This is a genomic window from Myceligenerans pegani, from assembly GCF_014892515.1.
Lineage (GTDB): Bacteria > Actinomycetota > Actinomycetes > Actinomycetales > Cellulomonadaceae > Myceligenerans > Myceligenerans pegani.
The window spans coordinates 1-17,766 of the sequence record NZ_JADBGR010000111.1 but is presented as its reverse complement, the minus strand read 5'-3'; the positions used below and the strand labels follow the sequence as shown (position 1 = coordinate 17,766).

The following is a 17,766-nucleotide window of genomic DNA, read 5'->3' as shown; positions in this document are numbered from 1 at the left end:
GGGGGCACGCCCCCGGACCCCCGTTGTGGGGCTTTCGCCCCTTGCTCCCACCCTGGTGCGCCGGGCATCGGCGTGGGGACCCGGGGCTTCGCCCCGGACCCCTCTGTGGTGGAGGTATGAGTTCGGTGGGTCGCACCCGGGTTCGTCTCGCCGAGCAGTCACTTGTGCTGTGGTTCAGGCGGTCGAATCGAACCAACTGACTGCTCGGCGGGCGCCGTTCCGAGGGTGCCCGTGGCGGGAGGGCAGGAGCGGGGCATGTCACACGGATTCGATTTCGCTCCAGGCCCGAGGGCATGTAGAGTCTTCCTCGCTGCCCCGATAGCTCAGTCGGCAGAGCATCTCCATGGTAAGGAGAAGGTCAAGGGTTCGATTCCCTTTCGGGGCTCTGTGAATCGGCGCGGGGTCGCCCATCGGAATATGGATGGGTGGCCTCGCGTTCGGTCACGTGCGGCGGGGTAGCTCAGATGGTCAGAGCGCACGACTCATAATCGTGAGGTCGCGGGTTCGATCCCCGCCCTCGCTACCGCCTCCACCCGGCGCTGGTCGCCGGGTGGAATCCGTAAGACATCATCCGCACACATGGCGCCTCCCTCGAGGCGCGAGAGGTGAGAGCCATGGCCAGCAAGAGCGCTGACGTCCGCCCCAAGATCACGATGGCCTGCGTGGACTGCAAGGAGCGGAACTACATCACGAAGAAGAACCGCCGGAACAACCCGGACCGGCTCGAGATGTCGAAGTTCTGCCCGCGCTGCGGCAAGCACACGTCGCACCGCGAGACCCGCTGACCACACGCAGCAGGATTCCCTCCGACGGAGCTGTCACGTGGCGAACCCCGACTTCCAGGGCCGTGAGTACCCGGCCACCGCTCCCTACTCCGTAGGACGCGAGAAGATCCGTGAGTTCGCCGACGCCGTCGGAGCCGCCGACCCCGCGCACCACGACCTCGTGGCGGCGCGGGGTCTGGGCTATCCGGACCTCGTCGCGCCGCCCACCTTCGCGGTGGTGATCGCGCAGCGCGCCGAGGGGCAGTACGTCTCCGACCCGGAGGCCGGGATCGACTTCTCCCGCGTGGTGCACGCCGACGAGCGCTTCACGCACCACCGCCCGATCGTCGCCGGCGACGAACTCGTGACCGTCCTGCACGTCGACTCGGTCACGAGCCGCGGCCCGCTCTCGATGGTCACCACCCGCTGCGAGATCTTCGCGGCCGGCGCCACTGCTCCCGGGGAACTGGTCGCCACCGTGACCTCGACACTTGCTGTCCGCGGGGAGGACGCATGACCGCGCACACCGAGCAGACCGAAGCGCGACCGGCCGGCACCCGGCCGCGGCTCGCCGACCTCGCCGTCGGGGACGAGATCGGTACCCGCACCATCGAGTTCGACCGGTCGCGCCTGGTGCGCTATGCCGGGGCGAGCGGCGACCTCAACCGCATCCACTGGGACCAGGCGTTCGCCGAGGGCGTCGGGCTCCCCGGCGTCATCGCGCACGGCATGCTCACGATGGGCAGCGTCGTCGGCCTCGTCACCGAGTGGGCGGGCGACCCCGGCGCCGTCGTCGACTACGCGACGCGCTTCTCGCGCCCCGTCCCCGTGCCCGCCGACGGCGTCGCGACCGTCGAGGTGAGCGGCAAGATCGGCGCCGTCGACGCCGACGCCGGCACGGTCCGCGTCGACCTGACGGTCACCTTCGAGGGCGCCAAGGTCCTCATGAAGACCCAGGCCGTCGTCCGCCTCGACGCCTGAGCCCTCGCCTGAGCACGCCCTCCCGGGACTTCCCGACGACGGGCTCCCTCGCGCCACCCGCGGTCCGTCACCGCACGACCGACCAGCCGCGTGGTCGGTCCTCGCTCGAGTGATCGGCAGATCGATCCGCCGATCACTCACCAACGGACCGATCGCCCGCTCGCGCCTCGCCCGCACGCCCGATGGATCGTTCTCCCCCTTCCGTATAGATTCGTTTCGCGATCTGATGCTCGGACTTGTCCGTCCTGTCCGATCAACAAGGGGGAATGTTTCGTGAGACATGTCAGACGACGGACCACGGCTCTGATCGTGACCGCCGCACTCGCGAGCAGCGCGGCACCGTACGCCGCGGCGTCCACCACGGAGGTGAACGAGACCGAGAGCGGCGACGCCTGCGCGTCCGTCATCGCCGCCGGTTCGCTCGACGAGGCGTTCGACGCCGCGGCAGCATCCACGGGGGTTCCCGCCGGCCTGCTCAAGGCCGTCTCCTACCTGGAGTCCCGCTGGGACCAGCACGGTGGTCGCCCGAGCGTCGAGGGCGGCTACGGCCTCTTCAACCTCGACGCCACCGGCTACCCCGTGGGCCGCCCCGCCGACGGACTCCCGACCACGAGCCACTTCGCCGCCTCCCACGTCGCCGCCGCCCGCGACGGCCTCGCCGCCGATCACCGCGAGGACCATCACCACGCCGCCGCGGCGATCGGCGCGGTCCACGACGCCGACGTCGCCCCCGGGGCCGGACCCGGCCTCGGCAGCATGGCCGGACCCGGCAACGGAGCCGGGCTCGGCAGCGAGCTGGCGCGGGCGGCGTCGCTGGCCGGGGTGTCGGTCACGGACGTGAAGAACGACCAGCGGATCAACCTGTGCGCCGGTGCGACACTGCTCGCGTCCTACCAGACCCAGGCGGTCGACGACGGCGTCGCCGCCCCTGAGTCGCTGCCCCGTCCGGCGGACGTGGCACACCGAACGGCCGAGCGGTCCCCGGGCGCCGCCGGTCTCGCCGAGTGGGAGGTCGCCGTCTCACGCATGAACGACTCCGAAACGTTCCCCGACCAGGTCTACGAGCTGCTCCGCTCCGGCGTGGGCGAGGTCACCCCGGACGGGGACACCGTCATCCTGGAGGGCGACCCGTCCGTCGTCGTCCCCGGACGAGGCGAGGCGGCGGAGGCCGGGTCGACGACGGCCGAGCCGTCCGCGCCCGATGGTGCGGCGACCGCCGTCGACCCCGACTGCCCCGCCACCATCGACTGCGAGTGGCTGCCCGCACCGTACGAGAAGCACGACCCCGACGCCCCCGGCGACACGACCGACTACGGCAACCACGACCAGGCCGAGCGCACCGGTACGGGCGGGCCGAGCCTGGACTACATCGTCATCCACGACACCGAGGGCTCCTACCAGAGTTCCGTGAACCTCGTGCTCGACCCGGAGTACCTGGGCTGGCACTACACGATCCGGTCCGAGGACGGGCACGTCGCGCACCACGTCGAGAACGAGGACGTCGGCTGGCACGCCGGCAACTGGTACATGAACATGCACTCGATCGGGATCGAGCACGAGGGGTTCGCGGGCACGGCGGGGTGGTACACCGAGGCCATGTACCGCTCGTCCGCGGAACTGGTGAAGTACCTGGCCGAGCGCTACGACATCCCGCTCGACCGCGCGCACGTCATCGGGCACGACCAGATCCCGGGCATCCTCGAGGGCTACACCCGGAACGTGCACTGGGACCCGGGCCCGTACTGGGACTGGGATCACTACTTCGAACTGCTCGGAGCGCCGATCGGCGGGGACCGGCCGGCCACGACGGACGTCTCCCCGGGCGACGTCGTCGAGGTGCGGACCGGCTACACCGACAACCCGCAGGAGGTCACCGGCTGCGGCCTGGCCTCCCCTGGTAGCGGGCCGTGCGTCCGCGGCGCCGGCACGAACTTCCTGTACCTGCACCAGGAACCGTCGTCGGACGCGCCTCTGGCACGCGACCCGGGCTGGAAGCCGGACGGCTCGAACGGCACCACCTACGCGAGCGACATCAGCGCCCGCGTGCAGTCCGGCCACAAGCTCGTCGTGGACGAGGTCGACGGCGAATGGCTCGGCGTCTGGTGGGCCGGTGCCAAGGCGTGGCTGCACAACCCGGCGTCGCGCCCCGTCGTCGTCCCGACGACGGCGCAGACCATCACCGTCGCGGGCGACGAGCCCGCCCCCGTCTACGGCCGGGCCTACCCCGAACCGGAGGCCTACGCCCCCTACCCGGGCATCCCCGTCCAGACGATCGGCGCGCTGGAGTACCGGATCGGCGTCGGCCAGCGGTACGCGGTCTCCGACGCCGACGTCGTCACCGACTACTACCGGGCCACGACCTTCGACGGCACCGGCCCGGACGACCGCACCGACGTGCGCGGCGAGACGCGGTACTACCAGGTCTGGCTGGCACACCGGCAGTTCTTCGTGGACGCGGCCGACGTCGAACTGCACGAGCCGGCCGACGACCCGGACGACGGCGACCCGGGCGACGACGGCGACGCCGACGACGAGGACCGGATCACGACGACGCACTGGTCCGGCGTGCGGGGACTCGCCGAAGGGACGCGCGAGAACCTGCGGCCCGGCAAGGGCGGCTCGCTCGGCATCCGCGGCGCCGGACCGACGCGTGAGTACACCGACCCGCACGGGGACGGCACCCCCGTCGAGTACGAGACGGGCACCTGGACGTCACCGGTCGTGGAGCCGGGGTACGCCATCGACGAGTCGGTGACCTCGTGGAACGCCACCACCCCGACCGGGACGTGGGTCGAGGTCGAGTTCCGCGGCCGCAAGGACGACGGCGAGTGGACCAAGTGGTTCGTCATGGGCCGCTGGGCGAGCGGTGCCGACCACGCGCCGGAGGACGGCGGCGTCGGCGACATCCGCCGGACGTCGGTCGACGGCCAGCACGACGACGACGCGTACCTCTTCACCGACACGTACGTGGCGAAGACCGGCCGCGAACCCACCGCGTTCCAGACCCGCGTCACCCTGTACCGGCCGGCCGGGTCCGACGTCACGCCGAGGCTCTCGTCCGTGTCGACCATGACCAACGAGTACCTGCCGGACGGCCGCTACGAGGACACCAGCGAGTTCACGCTGGACGGGGCGGTCGAGCTCGACGTGCCCGGCTACAGCCAGCTCACGCACATCGGCGAGTACCCGGAGTTCGGCGGGGGCGGCCAGGTGTGGTGCTCGCCGACGTCGACCACGATGGTCATGTACTCCTACGGGAGGAAGCACCAGGTCCCCGAGGAACTGCTGGAGGGCATCACGGCGCCCGCCGGGAACCCGCAGGTCGCCTACGCCGCGATCCACTCCTGGGACCACACCTACGAGGGCGCGGGGAACTGGGCGTTCAACACGGCGTACGCGCACCGGTTCGGCCTGGAGTCGTTCGTGACCCGCCTGCGCTCGCTGGCCGAGGCCGAGAAGTTCGTCGCGGCGGGGATCCCTCTGGTGGTCTCGGTCAACTTCGCCGAGGAGGAGATGCCGGAGGCCGGGTACGGGACCGACGGGCACCTGCTGACGATCGTCGGTTTCACCGAGGACGGCGACCCGGTGGTGAACGACCCGAACAAGGACACCAACGAGCAGGTCCGGAACGTGTACACGCGCGAGAACTTCGAGCGGGTGTGGCAGACCTCCACCGACGGCCTCACCTACGTGCTCCACCCCCGGAAGGTGAAGCTCCCGCCGAACACGTCAGGAGCCACTCCCAACTGGTGAGAGCCGCTCCCGGTGAGGCGGGCCGCGACCCCGGGAACGCCTCCGGCGGCCCACGGGCGCTCGGCGGTACCGGCCGCCGGGCGCCCGGCCGATCGCGTCCGCCTCGGGGCGACGCGCGGCGGTTCAGCGCGACGGGGCGGGCTCCGCGGCGGCCGGCTCCCGGATCGCCGCCGAGACGGCGAGCCCCAGGATCGTCGGGACCGCGAGGACGAGGACCGCCAGGCGGTAGCCCGTGTGGTCGGCCAGGAAGCCGATCAGGGGTGGGCCGATGAAGAACGCCCCGTAGCCGATGGTCGACGCCGCGGCCAGCCGCATCGGCGCGCGCTCCGGGTCGTCCGACGACGCCGACATCCCCATCGGGAAGCCGAGCGCCGCGCCCATGCCCCACAGCGCCACGCCCACCAGCGCGAGCCACAGCCACGGCACCAGCGCGAAGATCGCCACGCCGGCGATGGCCAGCACCATCGTGACGCGCAGCATCGTCACCCGCCCGAACCGGTCGATCGCGCGGGTCCCGGCCAGCCGCATCACGGTCATGAACACGAGGAAGACGGCCAGCCCCACCGCGCCCGTGCCGTTGTCGACACCGAACCCGTCCACCACGGCGAGCCCGACCCAGTCGTTCGCGACGCCCTCCGTCAGCGCCGCGGCCAGCACGACCAAGCCGATGGCCAGCGTCCGCGGCTCGCGCCACGCGCTCAGCATCCCGCGCAGCCCGGTGTGCGTCGGGTCCGACGGCGTGCTGGCGGCGGGATCCGCGTACATGTCCGCACCGTCCACCGGGACCGCGCGCCGGGCGCCGTCGTCGGCGGCGTGCACGGCGGACTCGGGCAGGAAGTACCGCGCGGAGACGACGACGGACGCCAGCGCGGCCGCACCGGTCCCGACCAGGTGCCACTGCAGCGGCACCCCGAGGAACGCGACTCCCGCGCCGACCCCGGCGCCGAGCACGGTGCCGAAGGAGAAGCCCGCGTGGTAGGTCGGCATGATCGACCGGCCGAGCTGCTTCTCGACGGCCGCACCCTCGAGGTTCATCGCCGCGTCCCACACCCCGGCGCCGACGCCCATGAGGATCATCCCGCCGCGCACCGTGAGCTCCTGACCCCAGAACGCGCCGAACCCGGCCAGCGCGACGCCCGACGTCATGACGACGGCGAACGCGAGTACCGTGCGCGCGGTGCCGATCCGCTGGACGATGAGACCGGACAGCGGGATCGCGGCGACCGACCCGATGGCGGCGGTCAGCAGGAGGAAGCCCATCTGATACTCGGACAGGCCCAGGTGGTCGCGGACGGCGGGGAGGCGGGCCGCCCAGCTCGCGAACGCGAAGCCGCTGGCGGCGAATACGACGAAGACGGCGCGGGACGCTGCGTTGAGATAGGGCACAGGATATTGTCCCGCGAAACGATACGGTCCGAGAATCGATTTACGTCACACGAGGAGCAGTCCATGAGCCGGCAGTCCGGCAGCAAGCCGACCCTGGCGAAGGTCGCCGAGCGTGCGGGGGTGTCCGTGTCGACGGCATCGCTCGCGTTCTCCGGCTCGGGGCCGATCACGCCGCAGACCCGGGACCGCGTCCTGGCCGCCGCCAAGGAGCTCGACTACTCGGGGCCCAACCCGCTGGGCCGTCAGCTGCGCCAGGGGCGTTCGGGGATCGTGGGCGTGGTCATCGGGGATCAGCTCGGCCGGTCGTTCCGCGATCCGGTGGCCGTGCAGGTGATGCACGGCCTGGTCTCGTCGATCGGGGAGCAGGGCATGGGCGTGTTGCTGGTGCCGGGCGAGCCGCAGGGCGCCAAGGCGCCGGCCGTGGGCGGCCTGGGCGATGCGCCGGAGAGCGCGGTCGTCGTCGACCCGCTGGTGGAGACCGCCGCGATGGACGTCGCCGTGCTCGTCTGGGGCGCGCTCACGGACGACCCGAACATCGCCGCGTTCCAACGGCGCGGTGTGCCGATCGTGATCGGCGAGGGCGCGAAGGTCGACGACGTGCCGGTCGTGGCGATCGACGACCGCGGGGGTACGGCGGAGGCCGTGCGGCACCTGGTCGACCTGGGACACACCCGGATCGCGGAGATCGCCATGCCCTTCGGCCGCGGCGAGCGGTCCGGGCCGGTCGACGCCGAGCGGCTCGAGCAGGCGGACCGGACGCCCACCCGCAACCGGCTGGCGGGCGTGCGCGACGTGATCGAGCCGGTGATGTCCTGGGAGACGCCGGCCTCGCTCGTCGAGCACGGCCGCGACGCGGCCACGGAGATCCTGGGGGAGTGGGCGCCGGCCCACGACCGCCCGACGGCGATCGTGGCGCACTCCGACCTGCTGGCCGCGGGTGCGGTGATCGCCGCGCGGGAGCTGGGACTGCGCGTCCCGGAGGACGTGTCGGTGGTCGGGTTCGACGGCCTGGACCTGCCGTGGCTGTCGCCGGACGTCCTGACGTCCGTCAGCCAGCCGCTGGTCGAGAAGGGGCGGGCGCTGGGCGCCGCCGTGGCGGCGGTGCTGGCCGGCGACGACCCGGAGGACGTCGTCCTGAGCACGACGTTCCAGGAGGGGACGACGACGGGCCCCGTACCGGCGCTCTGAGGGAACGGCGCGTCGGGTCGCCCGTCCTGGCGGTCCCGGCCGCGGCTCAGCGCCTCGACGCCCGGCGTACGGTCAGAGAGCCACGCCCACCAGGACCGGTTCCGGCACCAGGGTGATGCCGAAGCACTCCCGGACGCCGTCGCGGACCGCGCGGGCCAGGGCGACGAGGTCCTCGGCCCGGGCGCTGCCCCGGTTGGTGAGCGCCAGGGTGTGCTTCGTGGACAGGCGTGCCGGGCTGTGCTCGCCGGCCAGCCCGAACCCGGGCGCGAAGCCGGCGTGCTGGATGAGCCAGGCGGCCGACGTCTTCACGACGGCCGGATCGACCGCCGCCTCCCGGCCCGGCTCGGCCGTCCCGCGGACGGCGAACCGCGGTGCCTGCGCGGGCAGCCGTTCGGCCAGGTCGACCGGCACGATCGGGTTGGTGAAGAACGAGCCGGCGCTCCACCGGTCGTGATCGGGTGCGTCGGGGTGGTCGAGCACCATTCCCTTGCTGCTGCGCAGCTCCAGCACCGCCTCGCGCACGTCCACGGACGGCACCCGGTCCCCCTGCTCGGCGCCGAGCCGGGCCGCGAGCTGGCCGTAGCCGATCGGTGCGGACAGCGTGCCGAGCCGCATCTGGAACGTGACGTCCAGCACGACGTAGCGCGGCGTCGGGTACCACGGCGCCAGCGGGTCGTTCCCCTCCTGACGTCCGGAGGCATGCATGGAACGCTTGAGGACCGACGTGCGGTACCCGAAGCCCAGTTCGCTGTTGGTGAGGGTGCGCACCCGGCTCCGCGCCCGGTCCCACACGCGGATGCTGGCCAGCGTCGAGGCGACCTCCTGGCCGTAGGCCCCGATGTTCTGCACGGGCGCGGCCCCGACGGTGCCCGGGATGCCGGACAGCGCCTCCACCCCGTACCAGCCGGCGTCGACCGCCTCCCGCACGAGCTCGTCCCAGTTCTGGCCGGCCGGTGCGGAGACGACGGAGCCGCCGCACGCGTCGGCCGACGCGACCTCCAGGCCGCTGCGCACGTCACGGACCACCACCCCGTCGAAGCCCTCGTCGGCGACGAGCAGGTTCGAGCCGCCACCGACCACGAGGAGCGGGGTCCCCGACTCGTCCGCCGCCCGCACGGCGTCGAGGAGCTCCTGCTCGGTCGTCGCCTCCACGTAGGAGGCGACGGGCCCGCCGACCCTCAGCGTGGTGAGGTCGGCGAGACTCGGGACGACGGCACTGTGGGGGAGCACGTCCTGGTCTGCGGTCACCATGCAAGCCTATCTACACAGGGCGCGGAGATTGTGCACATCTTCGACATGCTGCGGGTGAAGTCCGTCGATTTCGTGGGAACCATCCGGACGTCTCGTGCGTGTCCCCCTGGTAGTCCATGCTGGTGACGGGAGGTGGCATGCGACGAGTCGTCCACACGCTGTTCACGCTCACCATCTTCGCGGTCGTCGCCGCGCTGCTGGTCACCGTCGGCCTGCCCCAGCTGCGACAGGTCCTCCAGCTCGACCAGCAGGCCTCGATGGAGCCGTACGTCTGGCGCCCCGACAGGGCCGGAGCGCCCGAGCCGCGCCCGCGGATCGACGGCGTCCCGATCCCGGCCGTCCCCGAGGACGCGCGGCCCGAGCGGATCCTGCCCGCCGTCGATCCCGGCCCAGGCGGAGCGTATGCCTTCGAGCACGTGACCGACGACGGCACACCGGTGCGCCACGACCCGTGCCGTCCGCTGCACTACGTGGTGCGCACCGCGGGCATGCCGGCGTCGGTGCTGGTCGAGATCCGCGACGCCGTCCAGCGGGTGGAGGAGGCGAGCGGCCTGCGGTTCGAGGAGGACGGCTCCACGCAGGAGGCGCCGGCCGCGCAGCGGAGGCCGATCCAGCCGGACCGGTACGGCGATCGCTGGGCGCCGTTGCTGATCGCCTGGGCGGGAGCGGACGAGGTGGCGACGCTCGACGGTGACGTGGCGGGGCTCGGCGGGGCGACGATGGTGACCGTCGACGGCACGCCCCGGCTGGTCACGGGCGCGGTGACGCTGAACGAGGACGTCCTGGACCGCTGGCTCCACCTGCCCGGCGGGCGGGACTACATCGAGACGGTCGCGGTCCACGAGCTGGGCCACGCCCTCGGGCTGGACCACGTCGACGACCCGACGCAGGTCATGTACCCGGAAGGGTCGCTCGACGTGCGGGAACTCGGCGACGGCGACCGGGAGGGACTGGCCCTCGCCGGGCGCGGGGAGTGCCACACCGACACGTGAGGTCAGTACACGAGCACCCGCGTCCCGCGCGGCGCGCCCCAGGTGTCCCAGATCCAGTTCATCGCGGAGTTCGACACGCGGACGCAGCCGTGGGACGCCGGGAACGGCGGCACCGAGCTCGACCCGTGCAGCGCGATCGCGCCGTTGAAGTACTTGGGTCGCCACATGTCGCCCAGTTCCAGCGTCGAGGAGTGCATCCCGTCGATCTCGTTGTACACGGCGAAGTCGCCCCGCGGCGTCGACGCCGTGTAGGTCCTGCCCTTCGCCTCGAAGCGCTCCCCGTTGCCCGAGGCCGCGTTGATCGTCCTGACCACGCGGCCGTTCTCCACGGCCAGCACGAGCTGGCGGGCGATGTCGATCTCGATCACCTTCCCCGAGGAGCTCCGCGGCGTCGGCACCACCCCGTTGTCGAGTGCCTGCCGGGTCTGCGGCCCGACGACGCCGTCCCGGTACAGGCCGCCCGCCTTCTGCAGCGCCCACAGCGCCTGCTGGGTCTCACCGCCGTAGGCACCGTCGACCGCGGTGATGTAGTAGCCGAGATCCTGCAGCCGCTGCTGCACGTCGGCGACGCGCTCGCTGTGCTCACCGAACGCGATGTACTCGGGAAGCTCGGGTTCGCCGTCCTTCCCGTCGTCCGCGGACTCGTCCGTCCCGTCGCCGTCCTCGCCGCCGTTCCCGTCGCCGCCGTCCTCGCCGCCGCTCTGGTCGTCGTCGTCCTGCTCCTGGCCGCGTCCGTCGTCCTCGCCGTCGTCGTCCCGCCCGTCGTCCGGCGAAGCGTCAGCGTCGTCGTCCTCGTCGGACGCCTCCGGGCTCGGCTCCGCGGACTCCTCGCCCCCGCTCGGTTCCCCGGACGGTTCGGGGCTCGCGTCCTCGGGCCCACCGCTCGTCCCGCTCGGCGACGGCGAGGCGGCCGCCGGGCTCGAGCCGGACGACGTGGCCTCGGCCTCCGCGTTCCCGTCCGCGGAGCATCCGGCCAGCATCGAGCCGGTCAGCAGCAGGGCCGTGAGCAGCGCTCCCGTGCGTCGGGCGGTGCTCCCGCCGTAGGTCCTGGACATGTCGTTCCCCTCATGAAGCCGCCCGATCGGGGCGCCCGCAGCGTCGGAGGTCGCGTCCACGCGACCTCTTGAGAAGTGCCAGGGGCACTCCCCGCGAGTGTCCGTCACCGAGAGCAGACGCGCCAGCGCCGGCATTCGTTGCCCCAAGAGATGGTCACACTACCGTGACTGGCTCGTCCCGATTGCTGCCAAATCTACCCTGACCTGCGCCGACTCCGGGATCGGGCGCGGCGAGCCAGGAGTCCACGCCGCTCAGCAGACGTTCCTTCGTGGAAGACGACGCCCGGCTCGCCCGGATCGACGACCTCGCGAGCCCGGCCAGCTCCGCATCCGAGAACCCGTGCACATCGCGCGCGGTCTCGTACTGCGCCAGCAGCCGGGAGCCGAACAGCAGCGGATCGTCCGCGCCGAGCGCGATCCGGGCGCCGGCGTCGACCAGCCGGCGCAGGGGGACCTCGCGGGCGTCGTGGTACACACCGAGGCTCACGTTGGAGGCGGGACACACCTCGAGGACCACGCCGCGTTCCACGATCTTCTCCAGCAGCACGTCGCTCTCGGCGGCGCGGACGCCGTGCCCGAGGCGGTCGGGCTCGAGGTCGCGCAGCACCACGGCGATGTGGTCGGGGCCGAGCAGCTCGCCGCCGTGCGGCACGGCGGCGAGGCCGGCACGCCGGGCGATGTCGAAGGCGCGGGCGAACGCGCTCGTGTTCCCGCGGCGCTCGTCGTTGGACAGCCCGAAGCCGACGACGTCGCCCACGCCGTCGCCCGCGTGGTGCGCGGCCAGCCGGGCGAGCGCGCGGGCGTCGAGCGGGTGCTTCATGCGCGACGCGGCCACGATCACCGCGACCTCGATACCGTGATCGGCGCTCGCGCGGCGCGCGGCGTCCATGACGATCTCCACGGCGGGGGTGATCCCGCCGGTGAACGGGGCGTACGACGTCGGGTCCACCTGGATCTCCAGCCGTCCCGAGCCCTCGGCGGCGTCGTCGGCGGCCGCCTCGTCGACGATGCGACGCATGTCGTCCTCGGAGCGGACGCACTTGCGAGCGGCGTCGTACAGGCGTTGGAAACGGAACCAGCCGCGTTCGGTCGCCGGGAGGTGCAGGGGATCGCCGTCGGTCAACGCGTCCGGGAGTCTGACCCCGTACTTCGCCGCCAGGTCGACGAGTGTCCCGACTCGCATGGATCCCGTGAAATGGAGGTGTAGGTGGGCCTTCGGAAGGAGCGCCAGGTCTCGCATCTGCGTAGTCTGGCAAAGCGGGCTGGGCGTGGCATGCGCCGTCCGTGATTGTTTCCACCACCCCGACATTCGAAAAAGGCGGCCTGGCGTCGTCCGCCGGAGCTCCCGGGAGAAATGACCAGCACACCGAAAACGCCTGGCGAGGGCGTGCCCGACGACCACGAGTTCGAGGCCACCGAGCCGGAGAACGACAGCGCCGACCCGGAGGAGACACCGGGCGACGCGCGCCCGGAGGCCGACGACGACGTCGTCGAAACCGGACCGGACGACGCCGGACCGGACGCTGCGGGATCCGACGACGCCGCGCCCGACGACGCCGCGCCCGACGACGCCGCGCCCGACGACGCGGATCCCGACAGCCAGGCCGAGACGGGCGACGCCTCAGACGACCCCGGCGCCGCCGACGACTCCGGCGTGGTCGGAGAACCTCGCGCCGATGCCGATGCCGATGCCGATGCGGATGCCGATGCGGATGCCGATGCCGATGCGGATGCCGAAGGCGATCGCGACGCCGACGCTGACGACACCGGCGACGGCGGGGCGTCGTCCGAGCCGGACGGTGACCGTACCCAGCCCGACCTCGAGGGGCCGGCGGCCGAGCCCGAGCGTCACGGCGGGCACGTGGTGCTCGGCGGGCGCTACGAGCTCGGGGACGTGCTCGGCACGGGCGCCACGTTCACGGTGTACGAGGCCCGCCCGACCGACGAGGCCGGTGACGGCTGGCCCCTTGTGGTCAAGGTGCTGCACCCGCACCTGGTCGACGACGAGTTCTCGCGCACCGCGCTGCAGCGGGAGGTCACCGCGTCGGCGCGGGTCGACCACCCGGGAGTGGTCAAGGTCCTGGCGACGGGCGAGGACGACGTCGCGGGCGCCGTCGTGCCCTGGACCGTCATGCGCCGGTTCCCCGGGGAGCTGCTCTCCGAGGCGGCCGCGAGCGGTGGCCTGCCGTGGCAGACCGCGCTGGAGATCGTCGCCGATCTGCTCGAGGGCCTCTCCGCCGTGCACGACGCCGGCCTCGTCCACCGCGACATCGCGCCGCGCAACGTCATGGTGGACCGTCGCGAGGACGGGACGTACGGCGTCGGGCTGCTCGACCTGGGCCTCACGGCGCCCGCCGGAGGCCCCGGCGACGGCGAGACCGTGTCGGGGTCGATCATCGGGATGTCGCCGGAACAGGCCAAGGGGCAGCCCCTCGACGCCCGCAGCGACCTGTACTCCGTCGGCGCCCTGACCTACTACGCGATCACCGGGCACGCCCCGTTCGAGCGGGCGGCGGCGCAGGACGTGCTCCGGGCCCACGTGGAGGCACCCGTGCCGGCGGTGTCCGCGCGCCGCCCGATGGTGCCCGGGCCGGTCGACCGGATCGTCGCCCGGGCCATGGCGAAGAACCCCGTCCGCCGTTACCCGGACGCCGGAGCCATGGCGTCCGCGGTCCGGGCCCTGATCAAGGGGTTCGACGGTCCCGGCGCCGCCCGTGCGGTCGTCGCGGCGCCCTCGGGCGACCCGACCGTCGATCTCGCCCAGGTCGGCAGCGACCCGACGGAGAAGCTCGATCAGGTCGGCGGCGGCACGCTCCGGGTCGGCCAGCTCTCCGCCGACGTCGGTGGCGAACCGCGCACCACCGTCGTCGGCGCCTACGTCCCGGCGGACGCCGGGGCGTCGACCGAGGTCCTGCCGCCTGTCGTGCGGGACGCGGGCAACGGCCACCCGCCGGTCGTCCCGGCGCCGGCGGCCGTCTCCGCGGAGGATCCCCCGGCACGGCGAGGGCGCGTCGTCGCCCTGGTGGTGGCACTGGTCCTGGTGTTCGGCGCGGGCGGGCTGGCCTTGACGAACCTGCTCAACAGCGACTGGGCGCGGTCTCCGGCGGACGAGGTCACGCGGGAGTCCTCGAAGCGGCCGAAGCCGTCACCGTCGCCGGAGGAGTCGTCGACGGATCCGGCGGTGCCCTACGTGCCGGAGACGGACCCCACGACGCCGTCACCGTCGCCGTCCTCGACGCCGTCGTCGTCTCCCTCGTCGACGCCGTCGTCGTCGCCGACCGAGCCCACCGACGAGCCGACGGAGGAGCCGACCGAGGAACCCACGGAGGAGCCGACCGAGGAACCCACGGAGGAGCCGACCGAGGAGCCCAGCGAGGAACCGACCGGCGGCGGCACCGGCGAGGCCGACACGGGCGGCGGCGCGGGTACCGGTGAAGGCGGCGGGGAGGGCGGCGGTGCCCCCGGCGGCGGGGGCGGCGTCTGACGACACCGAGCGGCCGGGCAAGGTTTTCCGCGCACCTGCCGGTGCGCGCCGGGATTCGGGTTCGACCCACCGGCTCCCGTGCCGTACAGTTGTGCACCGGTGATTGGCTTGTCACCAGCTGGACCGCGCCCCGGACGGGCGTGGTGGCCGGCTGGCCGGCGTGGTCACGCCGAAGGGTAGTGGCGCAATTGGTAGCGCAGCGGTCTCCAAAACCGCAGGTTGCAGGTTCGAGTCCTGTCTACCCTGCCAGCGTTGGTCCCGCCGGGGTCACGCAGAGCGGGGCCACGCGAGTGGCTCCGGGCCAGACCGTCCCGCCCCGCGGGGCAGATGCCACAGGAGTGGGGTAGCAGTGAGCGACACCGAGGTGATGAAGAGCACTGCGGAACGTCCCAGCGAGGGGCGCCGCAACATCTTCGCGCGGATCGCGCTCTTCGTGCGTCAGGTGATCGGCGAGCTCAAGAAGGTCGTCACGCCCACGCGTACGGAACTGCTCAACTACACCTGGGTCGTCCTGGTGTTCCTCGTTGTGGTGATGCTCTTCGTGACGGCACTCGACTACGGCATCGGCCGGCTCACGTTCCTCATCTTCGGGGAATGACGCGAACCCGCTGAGCCGTCGCGGCTCCCCGGGGCCCGTCGCGGTCTCGTGTCGCACGGCACACGTCGCCGGGCACGATCCGTCACTCCTCACCGCGCACACTGCGCGACAATGGGAGCCGGGTGTGGTGTCGTGTTCCGAAAGGCCGCATCCGAGACACCGGGTTCGCACAGTGGTGCCGGGTACTTCCCGGCCAGGAGAAGAAAGCAGGTTCGTACGTGTCCCAGGATTCTCTGGACCAGACGGAGAACGTCGAACTGCCCGACGCCGAGAGCGCCGAGGCGGGCGATGACGCGACCGTGGACACCGAGAACGCCGACGCGCCTGCGGACGCTGCCGACGACGAGGCGGCCCCCGCCGAGGAGCCGACCCCGGTGGACGAGGACGCCCCGGCCGAGGACGCCGACGAGGCCGTCGACGAGGTCGCCGAGTTCAAGAACATGCTGCGCTCGCAGCCGGGCGACTGGTACGTCATCCACTCCTACGCGGGCTACGAGAACCGTGTGAAGGCCAACCTGGAGAACCGCATCCAGAGCCTGAACATGGAGGACTACATCTTCCAGATCGAGGTCCCCATGGAAGAGGTGGCCGAGATCAAGAACGCGCAGAAGAAGATCGTGCGCCGGGTCCGCATCCCCGGCTACGTGCTCGTGCGCATGGACCTCACCGACGAGTCGTGGGGCGCGGTGCGCCACACGCCGGGTGTGACGGGCTTCGTGGGGCACACCCACCAGCCCGTGCCCCTGACGTTCGACGAGGTCTACTCGATGCTCGCGCCGACGGTGGAGGCCGAGCCGGCCGCCGCCGGGAAGCCGGCTGCCGCGGCGTCCGCCCCCGGCGCGCCGGCCAAGGCCGCTGTGCACGTGGACTTCGAGGTCGGCGAGTCGGTCACCGTCACGGACGGGCCGTTCGACACGCTGCCCGCCACCATCTCCGAGATCAACGTGGAATCGCAGAAGCTCCACGTGCTCGTGTCGATCTTCGGCCGGGAGACCCCGGTCGAGCTGGGGTTCGACCAGGTCGCCAAGATCTGATCCACCCCGCACCCCATTGCAACCGGGTCATCGCCCACGGCGTCGGCCCACCGACAGAAAGCGCAGAGAATGCCCCCCAAGAAGAAGGTCGCCGGCCTCATCAAGCTCCAGATCCAGGCCGGCGCGGCGAACCCCGCCCCGCCGATCGGCCCCGCGCTGGGTCAGCACGGCGTGAACATCATGGAGTTCTGCAAGGCCTACAACGCGGCGACCGAGTCGCAGCGCGGCAACGTGATCCCGGTGGAGATCACGGTCTACGAGGACCGCTCCTTCACCTTCATCACGAAGACGCCGCCGGCCGCGGAGCTCATCAAGAAGGCGGCGGGTGTCGCGAAGGGCTCGGGCACGCCGCACACGACCAAGGTCGCGAACCTCACGATGGACCAGGTCAGGGAGATCGCGCAGACCAAGATGCCGGACCTCAACGCGAACGACATCGACGCCGCGTCCAAGATCATCGCGGGCACGGCCCGTTCGATGGGGATCACCGTCAGCGAGTGACGGGACCGTGTGGCAGGGCCCTCAGGCCCGCTACGACCACGAAGGAAGGCACAGAGAATGGCCAAGCAGGGCAAGAACTACCGCAGCGCGTTCGCGAAGGTCGACCGTGACCGCCTTTACGCGCCGCTCGAGGCGGTCCGCCTCGCCAAGGAGACCTCGACCACCAGGTACGACTCGACCGTCGAGGTCGTGTTCCGTCTCGGCGTGGACCCGCGCCAGGCGGACCAGATGGTCCGCGGCACGGTGAACCTGCCGCACGGCACGGGTAAGACCGCCAAGGTCATCGTGTTCGCGAACGCCGCGAAGGCCGAGGAGGCTCGTGCGGCGGGCGCCGACGAGGTCGGCGGCGACGAGCTCATCGAGAAGGTCGCCGGCGGCTACACGGACTTCGACGCCGCGGTCGCCACGCCGGACCTCATGGGCAAGGTCGGTCGCCTCGGTAAGGTGCTGGGCCCCCGCGGCCTGATGCCGAACCCGAAGACCGGCACCGTGACGATGGACGTGACCAAGGCCGTGTCCGACATCAAGGGCGGCAAGATCGAGTTCCGTGTCGACAAGCACGCGAACCTGCACTTCATCATCGGCAAGGTGTCCTTCCCGGACGAGCAGCTGGTGGAGAACTACGGTGCGGCGCTCGACGAGGTGCTGCGTCTCAAGCCGTCCTCCTCGAAGGGCCGCTACATCACGAAGGCGACGATGACGACGACGATGGGCCCGGGCATCCCGCTCGACCAGTCGCGCACGACGAACCTCCTGGTGGAGACCCCGGCCGCCTGAGC

General features: G+C 72.0%; 15 protein-coding genes and 3 tRNA genes. 14 read left to right on the top strand and 4 right to left on the bottom strand.

Annotation, left to right across the window (positions count from 1 at the left end):
- The first annotated feature begins 312 nt into the window (after positions 1-312).
- From IIE03_RS24405 to IIE03_RS24380, 6 genes are all read left to right on the top strand, one after another.
- A tRNA-Thr gene (locus tag IIE03_RS24405) sits at positions 313-385 on the top strand.
- A 64-nt stretch (positions 386-449) separates the two neighbouring features.
- Positions 450-523, top strand: a tRNA-Met gene (locus IIE03_RS24400).
- Between the two features lie 91 nt (positions 524-614).
- The gene (rpmG, locus tag IIE03_RS24395) at positions 615-785 is read left to right on the top strand and encodes a 50S ribosomal protein L33 (RefSeq protein WP_192865401.1); all 171 of its coding nucleotides are present in this window, start codon (positions 615-617) and stop codon (positions 783-785) included.
- A gap of 37 nt (positions 786-822) precedes the next feature.
- Positions 823-1,281, top strand: coding sequence for an FAS1-like dehydratase domain-containing protein (locus IIE03_RS24390; protein ID WP_192865400.1), 459 nt, complete (start codon positions 823-825; stop codon positions 1,279-1,281).
- On the top strand, positions 1,278-1,745 hold the full coding sequence (locus tag IIE03_RS24385) for a MaoC family dehydratase (RefSeq protein ID WP_192865399.1): 468 nt from the start codon (positions 1,278-1,280) through the stop codon (positions 1,743-1,745). The genes IIE03_RS24390 and IIE03_RS24385 overlap by 4 nt, the downstream gene beginning before the upstream one ends.
- 309 nt (positions 1,746-2,054) lie before the next feature.
- Entirely contained in the window at positions 2,055-5,498 is a 3,444-nt protein-coding gene (locus tag IIE03_RS24380) for an N-acetylmuramoyl-L-alanine amidase (RefSeq protein WP_192865398.1), read from the top strand.
- A gap of 123 nt (positions 5,499-5,621) precedes the next feature.
- On the opposite strand, the gene IIE03_RS24375 is transcribed toward IIE03_RS24380, so the two are convergent.
- Positions 5,622-6,884, bottom strand: a complete 1,263-nt coding sequence (locus IIE03_RS24375; RefSeq protein WP_192865397.1) for an MFS transporter — start codon at positions 6,882-6,884, stop codon at positions 5,622-5,624.
- A gap of 63 nt (positions 6,885-6,947) precedes the next feature.
- On the opposite strand from IIE03_RS24375, the gene IIE03_RS24370 reads away from it, so the two are divergent.
- Positions 6,948-8,072 (top strand): LacI family DNA-binding transcriptional regulator, encoded by a 1,125-nt coding sequence (locus IIE03_RS24370; RefSeq protein ID WP_192865396.1) that lies wholly within the window; start codon positions 6,948-6,950, stop codon positions 8,070-8,072.
- A gap of 72 nt (positions 8,073-8,144) precedes the next feature.
- Here IIE03_RS24370 and IIE03_RS24365 read toward each other — a convergent pair whose 3' ends face one another.
- Entirely contained in the window at positions 8,145-9,320 is a 1,176-nt protein-coding gene (locus IIE03_RS24365; protein ID WP_318843156.1) for a UDP-N-acetylmuramate dehydrogenase, read from the bottom strand.
- Positions 9,321-9,460: 140 nt separating this feature from the next.
- Between IIE03_RS24365 and IIE03_RS24360 the strand changes: the two genes are divergently transcribed.
- Positions 9,461-10,315, top strand: coding sequence for a matrixin family metalloprotease (locus IIE03_RS24360; protein ID WP_192865394.1), 855 nt, complete (start codon positions 9,461-9,463; stop codon positions 10,313-10,315).
- 2 nt (positions 10,316-10,317) lie between these two features.
- Here IIE03_RS24360 and IIE03_RS24355 read toward each other — a convergent pair whose 3' ends face one another.
- Both IIE03_RS24355 and IIE03_RS24350 read right to left on the bottom strand, forming a co-directional pair.
- Positions 10,318-11,370 carry a L,D-transpeptidase family protein gene (locus IIE03_RS24355; protein WP_192865393.1) on the bottom strand — a complete coding sequence of 351 codons (1,053 nt, stop codon included), beginning with the start codon at positions 11,368-11,370 and terminating at the stop codon, positions 10,318-10,320.
- Between the two features lie 154 nt (positions 11,371-11,524).
- Entirely contained in the window at positions 11,525-12,610 is a 1,086-nt protein-coding gene (locus tag IIE03_RS24350; RefSeq protein ID WP_192865392.1) for an adenosine deaminase, read from the bottom strand.
- Positions 12,611-12,724: 114 nt separating this feature from the next.
- On the opposite strand from IIE03_RS24350, the gene IIE03_RS24345 reads away from it, so the two are divergent.
- The 6 genes from IIE03_RS24345 (at position 12,725) to rplA (ending at position 17,764) form a co-directional block, all read left to right on the top strand.
- A complete protein-coding gene (locus IIE03_RS24345; protein WP_192865391.1) occupies positions 12,725-14,854 on the top strand; it encodes a serine/threonine-protein kinase in 2,130 nt (709 codons plus the stop codon).
- A gap of 173 nt (positions 14,855-15,027) precedes the next feature.
- Positions 15,028-15,103, top strand: a tRNA-Trp gene (locus IIE03_RS24340).
- A gap of 118 nt (positions 15,104-15,221) precedes the next feature.
- The gene (gene secE, locus IIE03_RS24335; RefSeq protein WP_192865440.1) at positions 15,222-15,452 is read left to right on the top strand and encodes a preprotein translocase subunit SecE; all 231 of its coding nucleotides are present in this window, start codon (positions 15,222-15,224) and stop codon (positions 15,450-15,452) included.
- Positions 15,453-15,670: 218 nt separating this feature from the next.
- Entirely contained in the window at positions 15,671-16,486 is an 816-nt protein-coding gene (nusG, locus tag IIE03_RS24330; protein ID WP_192865390.1) for a transcription termination/antitermination protein NusG, read from the top strand.
- A 69-nt stretch (positions 16,487-16,555) separates the two neighbouring features.
- Positions 16,556-16,987 (top strand): 50S ribosomal protein L11, encoded by a 432-nt coding sequence (gene rplK / locus IIE03_RS24325; RefSeq protein ID WP_192865389.1) that lies wholly within the window; start codon positions 16,556-16,558, stop codon positions 16,985-16,987.
- A gap of 57 nt (positions 16,988-17,044) precedes the next feature.
- A complete protein-coding gene (rplA, locus tag IIE03_RS24320; RefSeq protein WP_192865388.1) occupies positions 17,045-17,764 on the top strand; it encodes a 50S ribosomal protein L1 in 720 nt (239 codons plus the stop codon).
- Positions 17,765-17,766 lie beyond the last annotated feature (2 nt).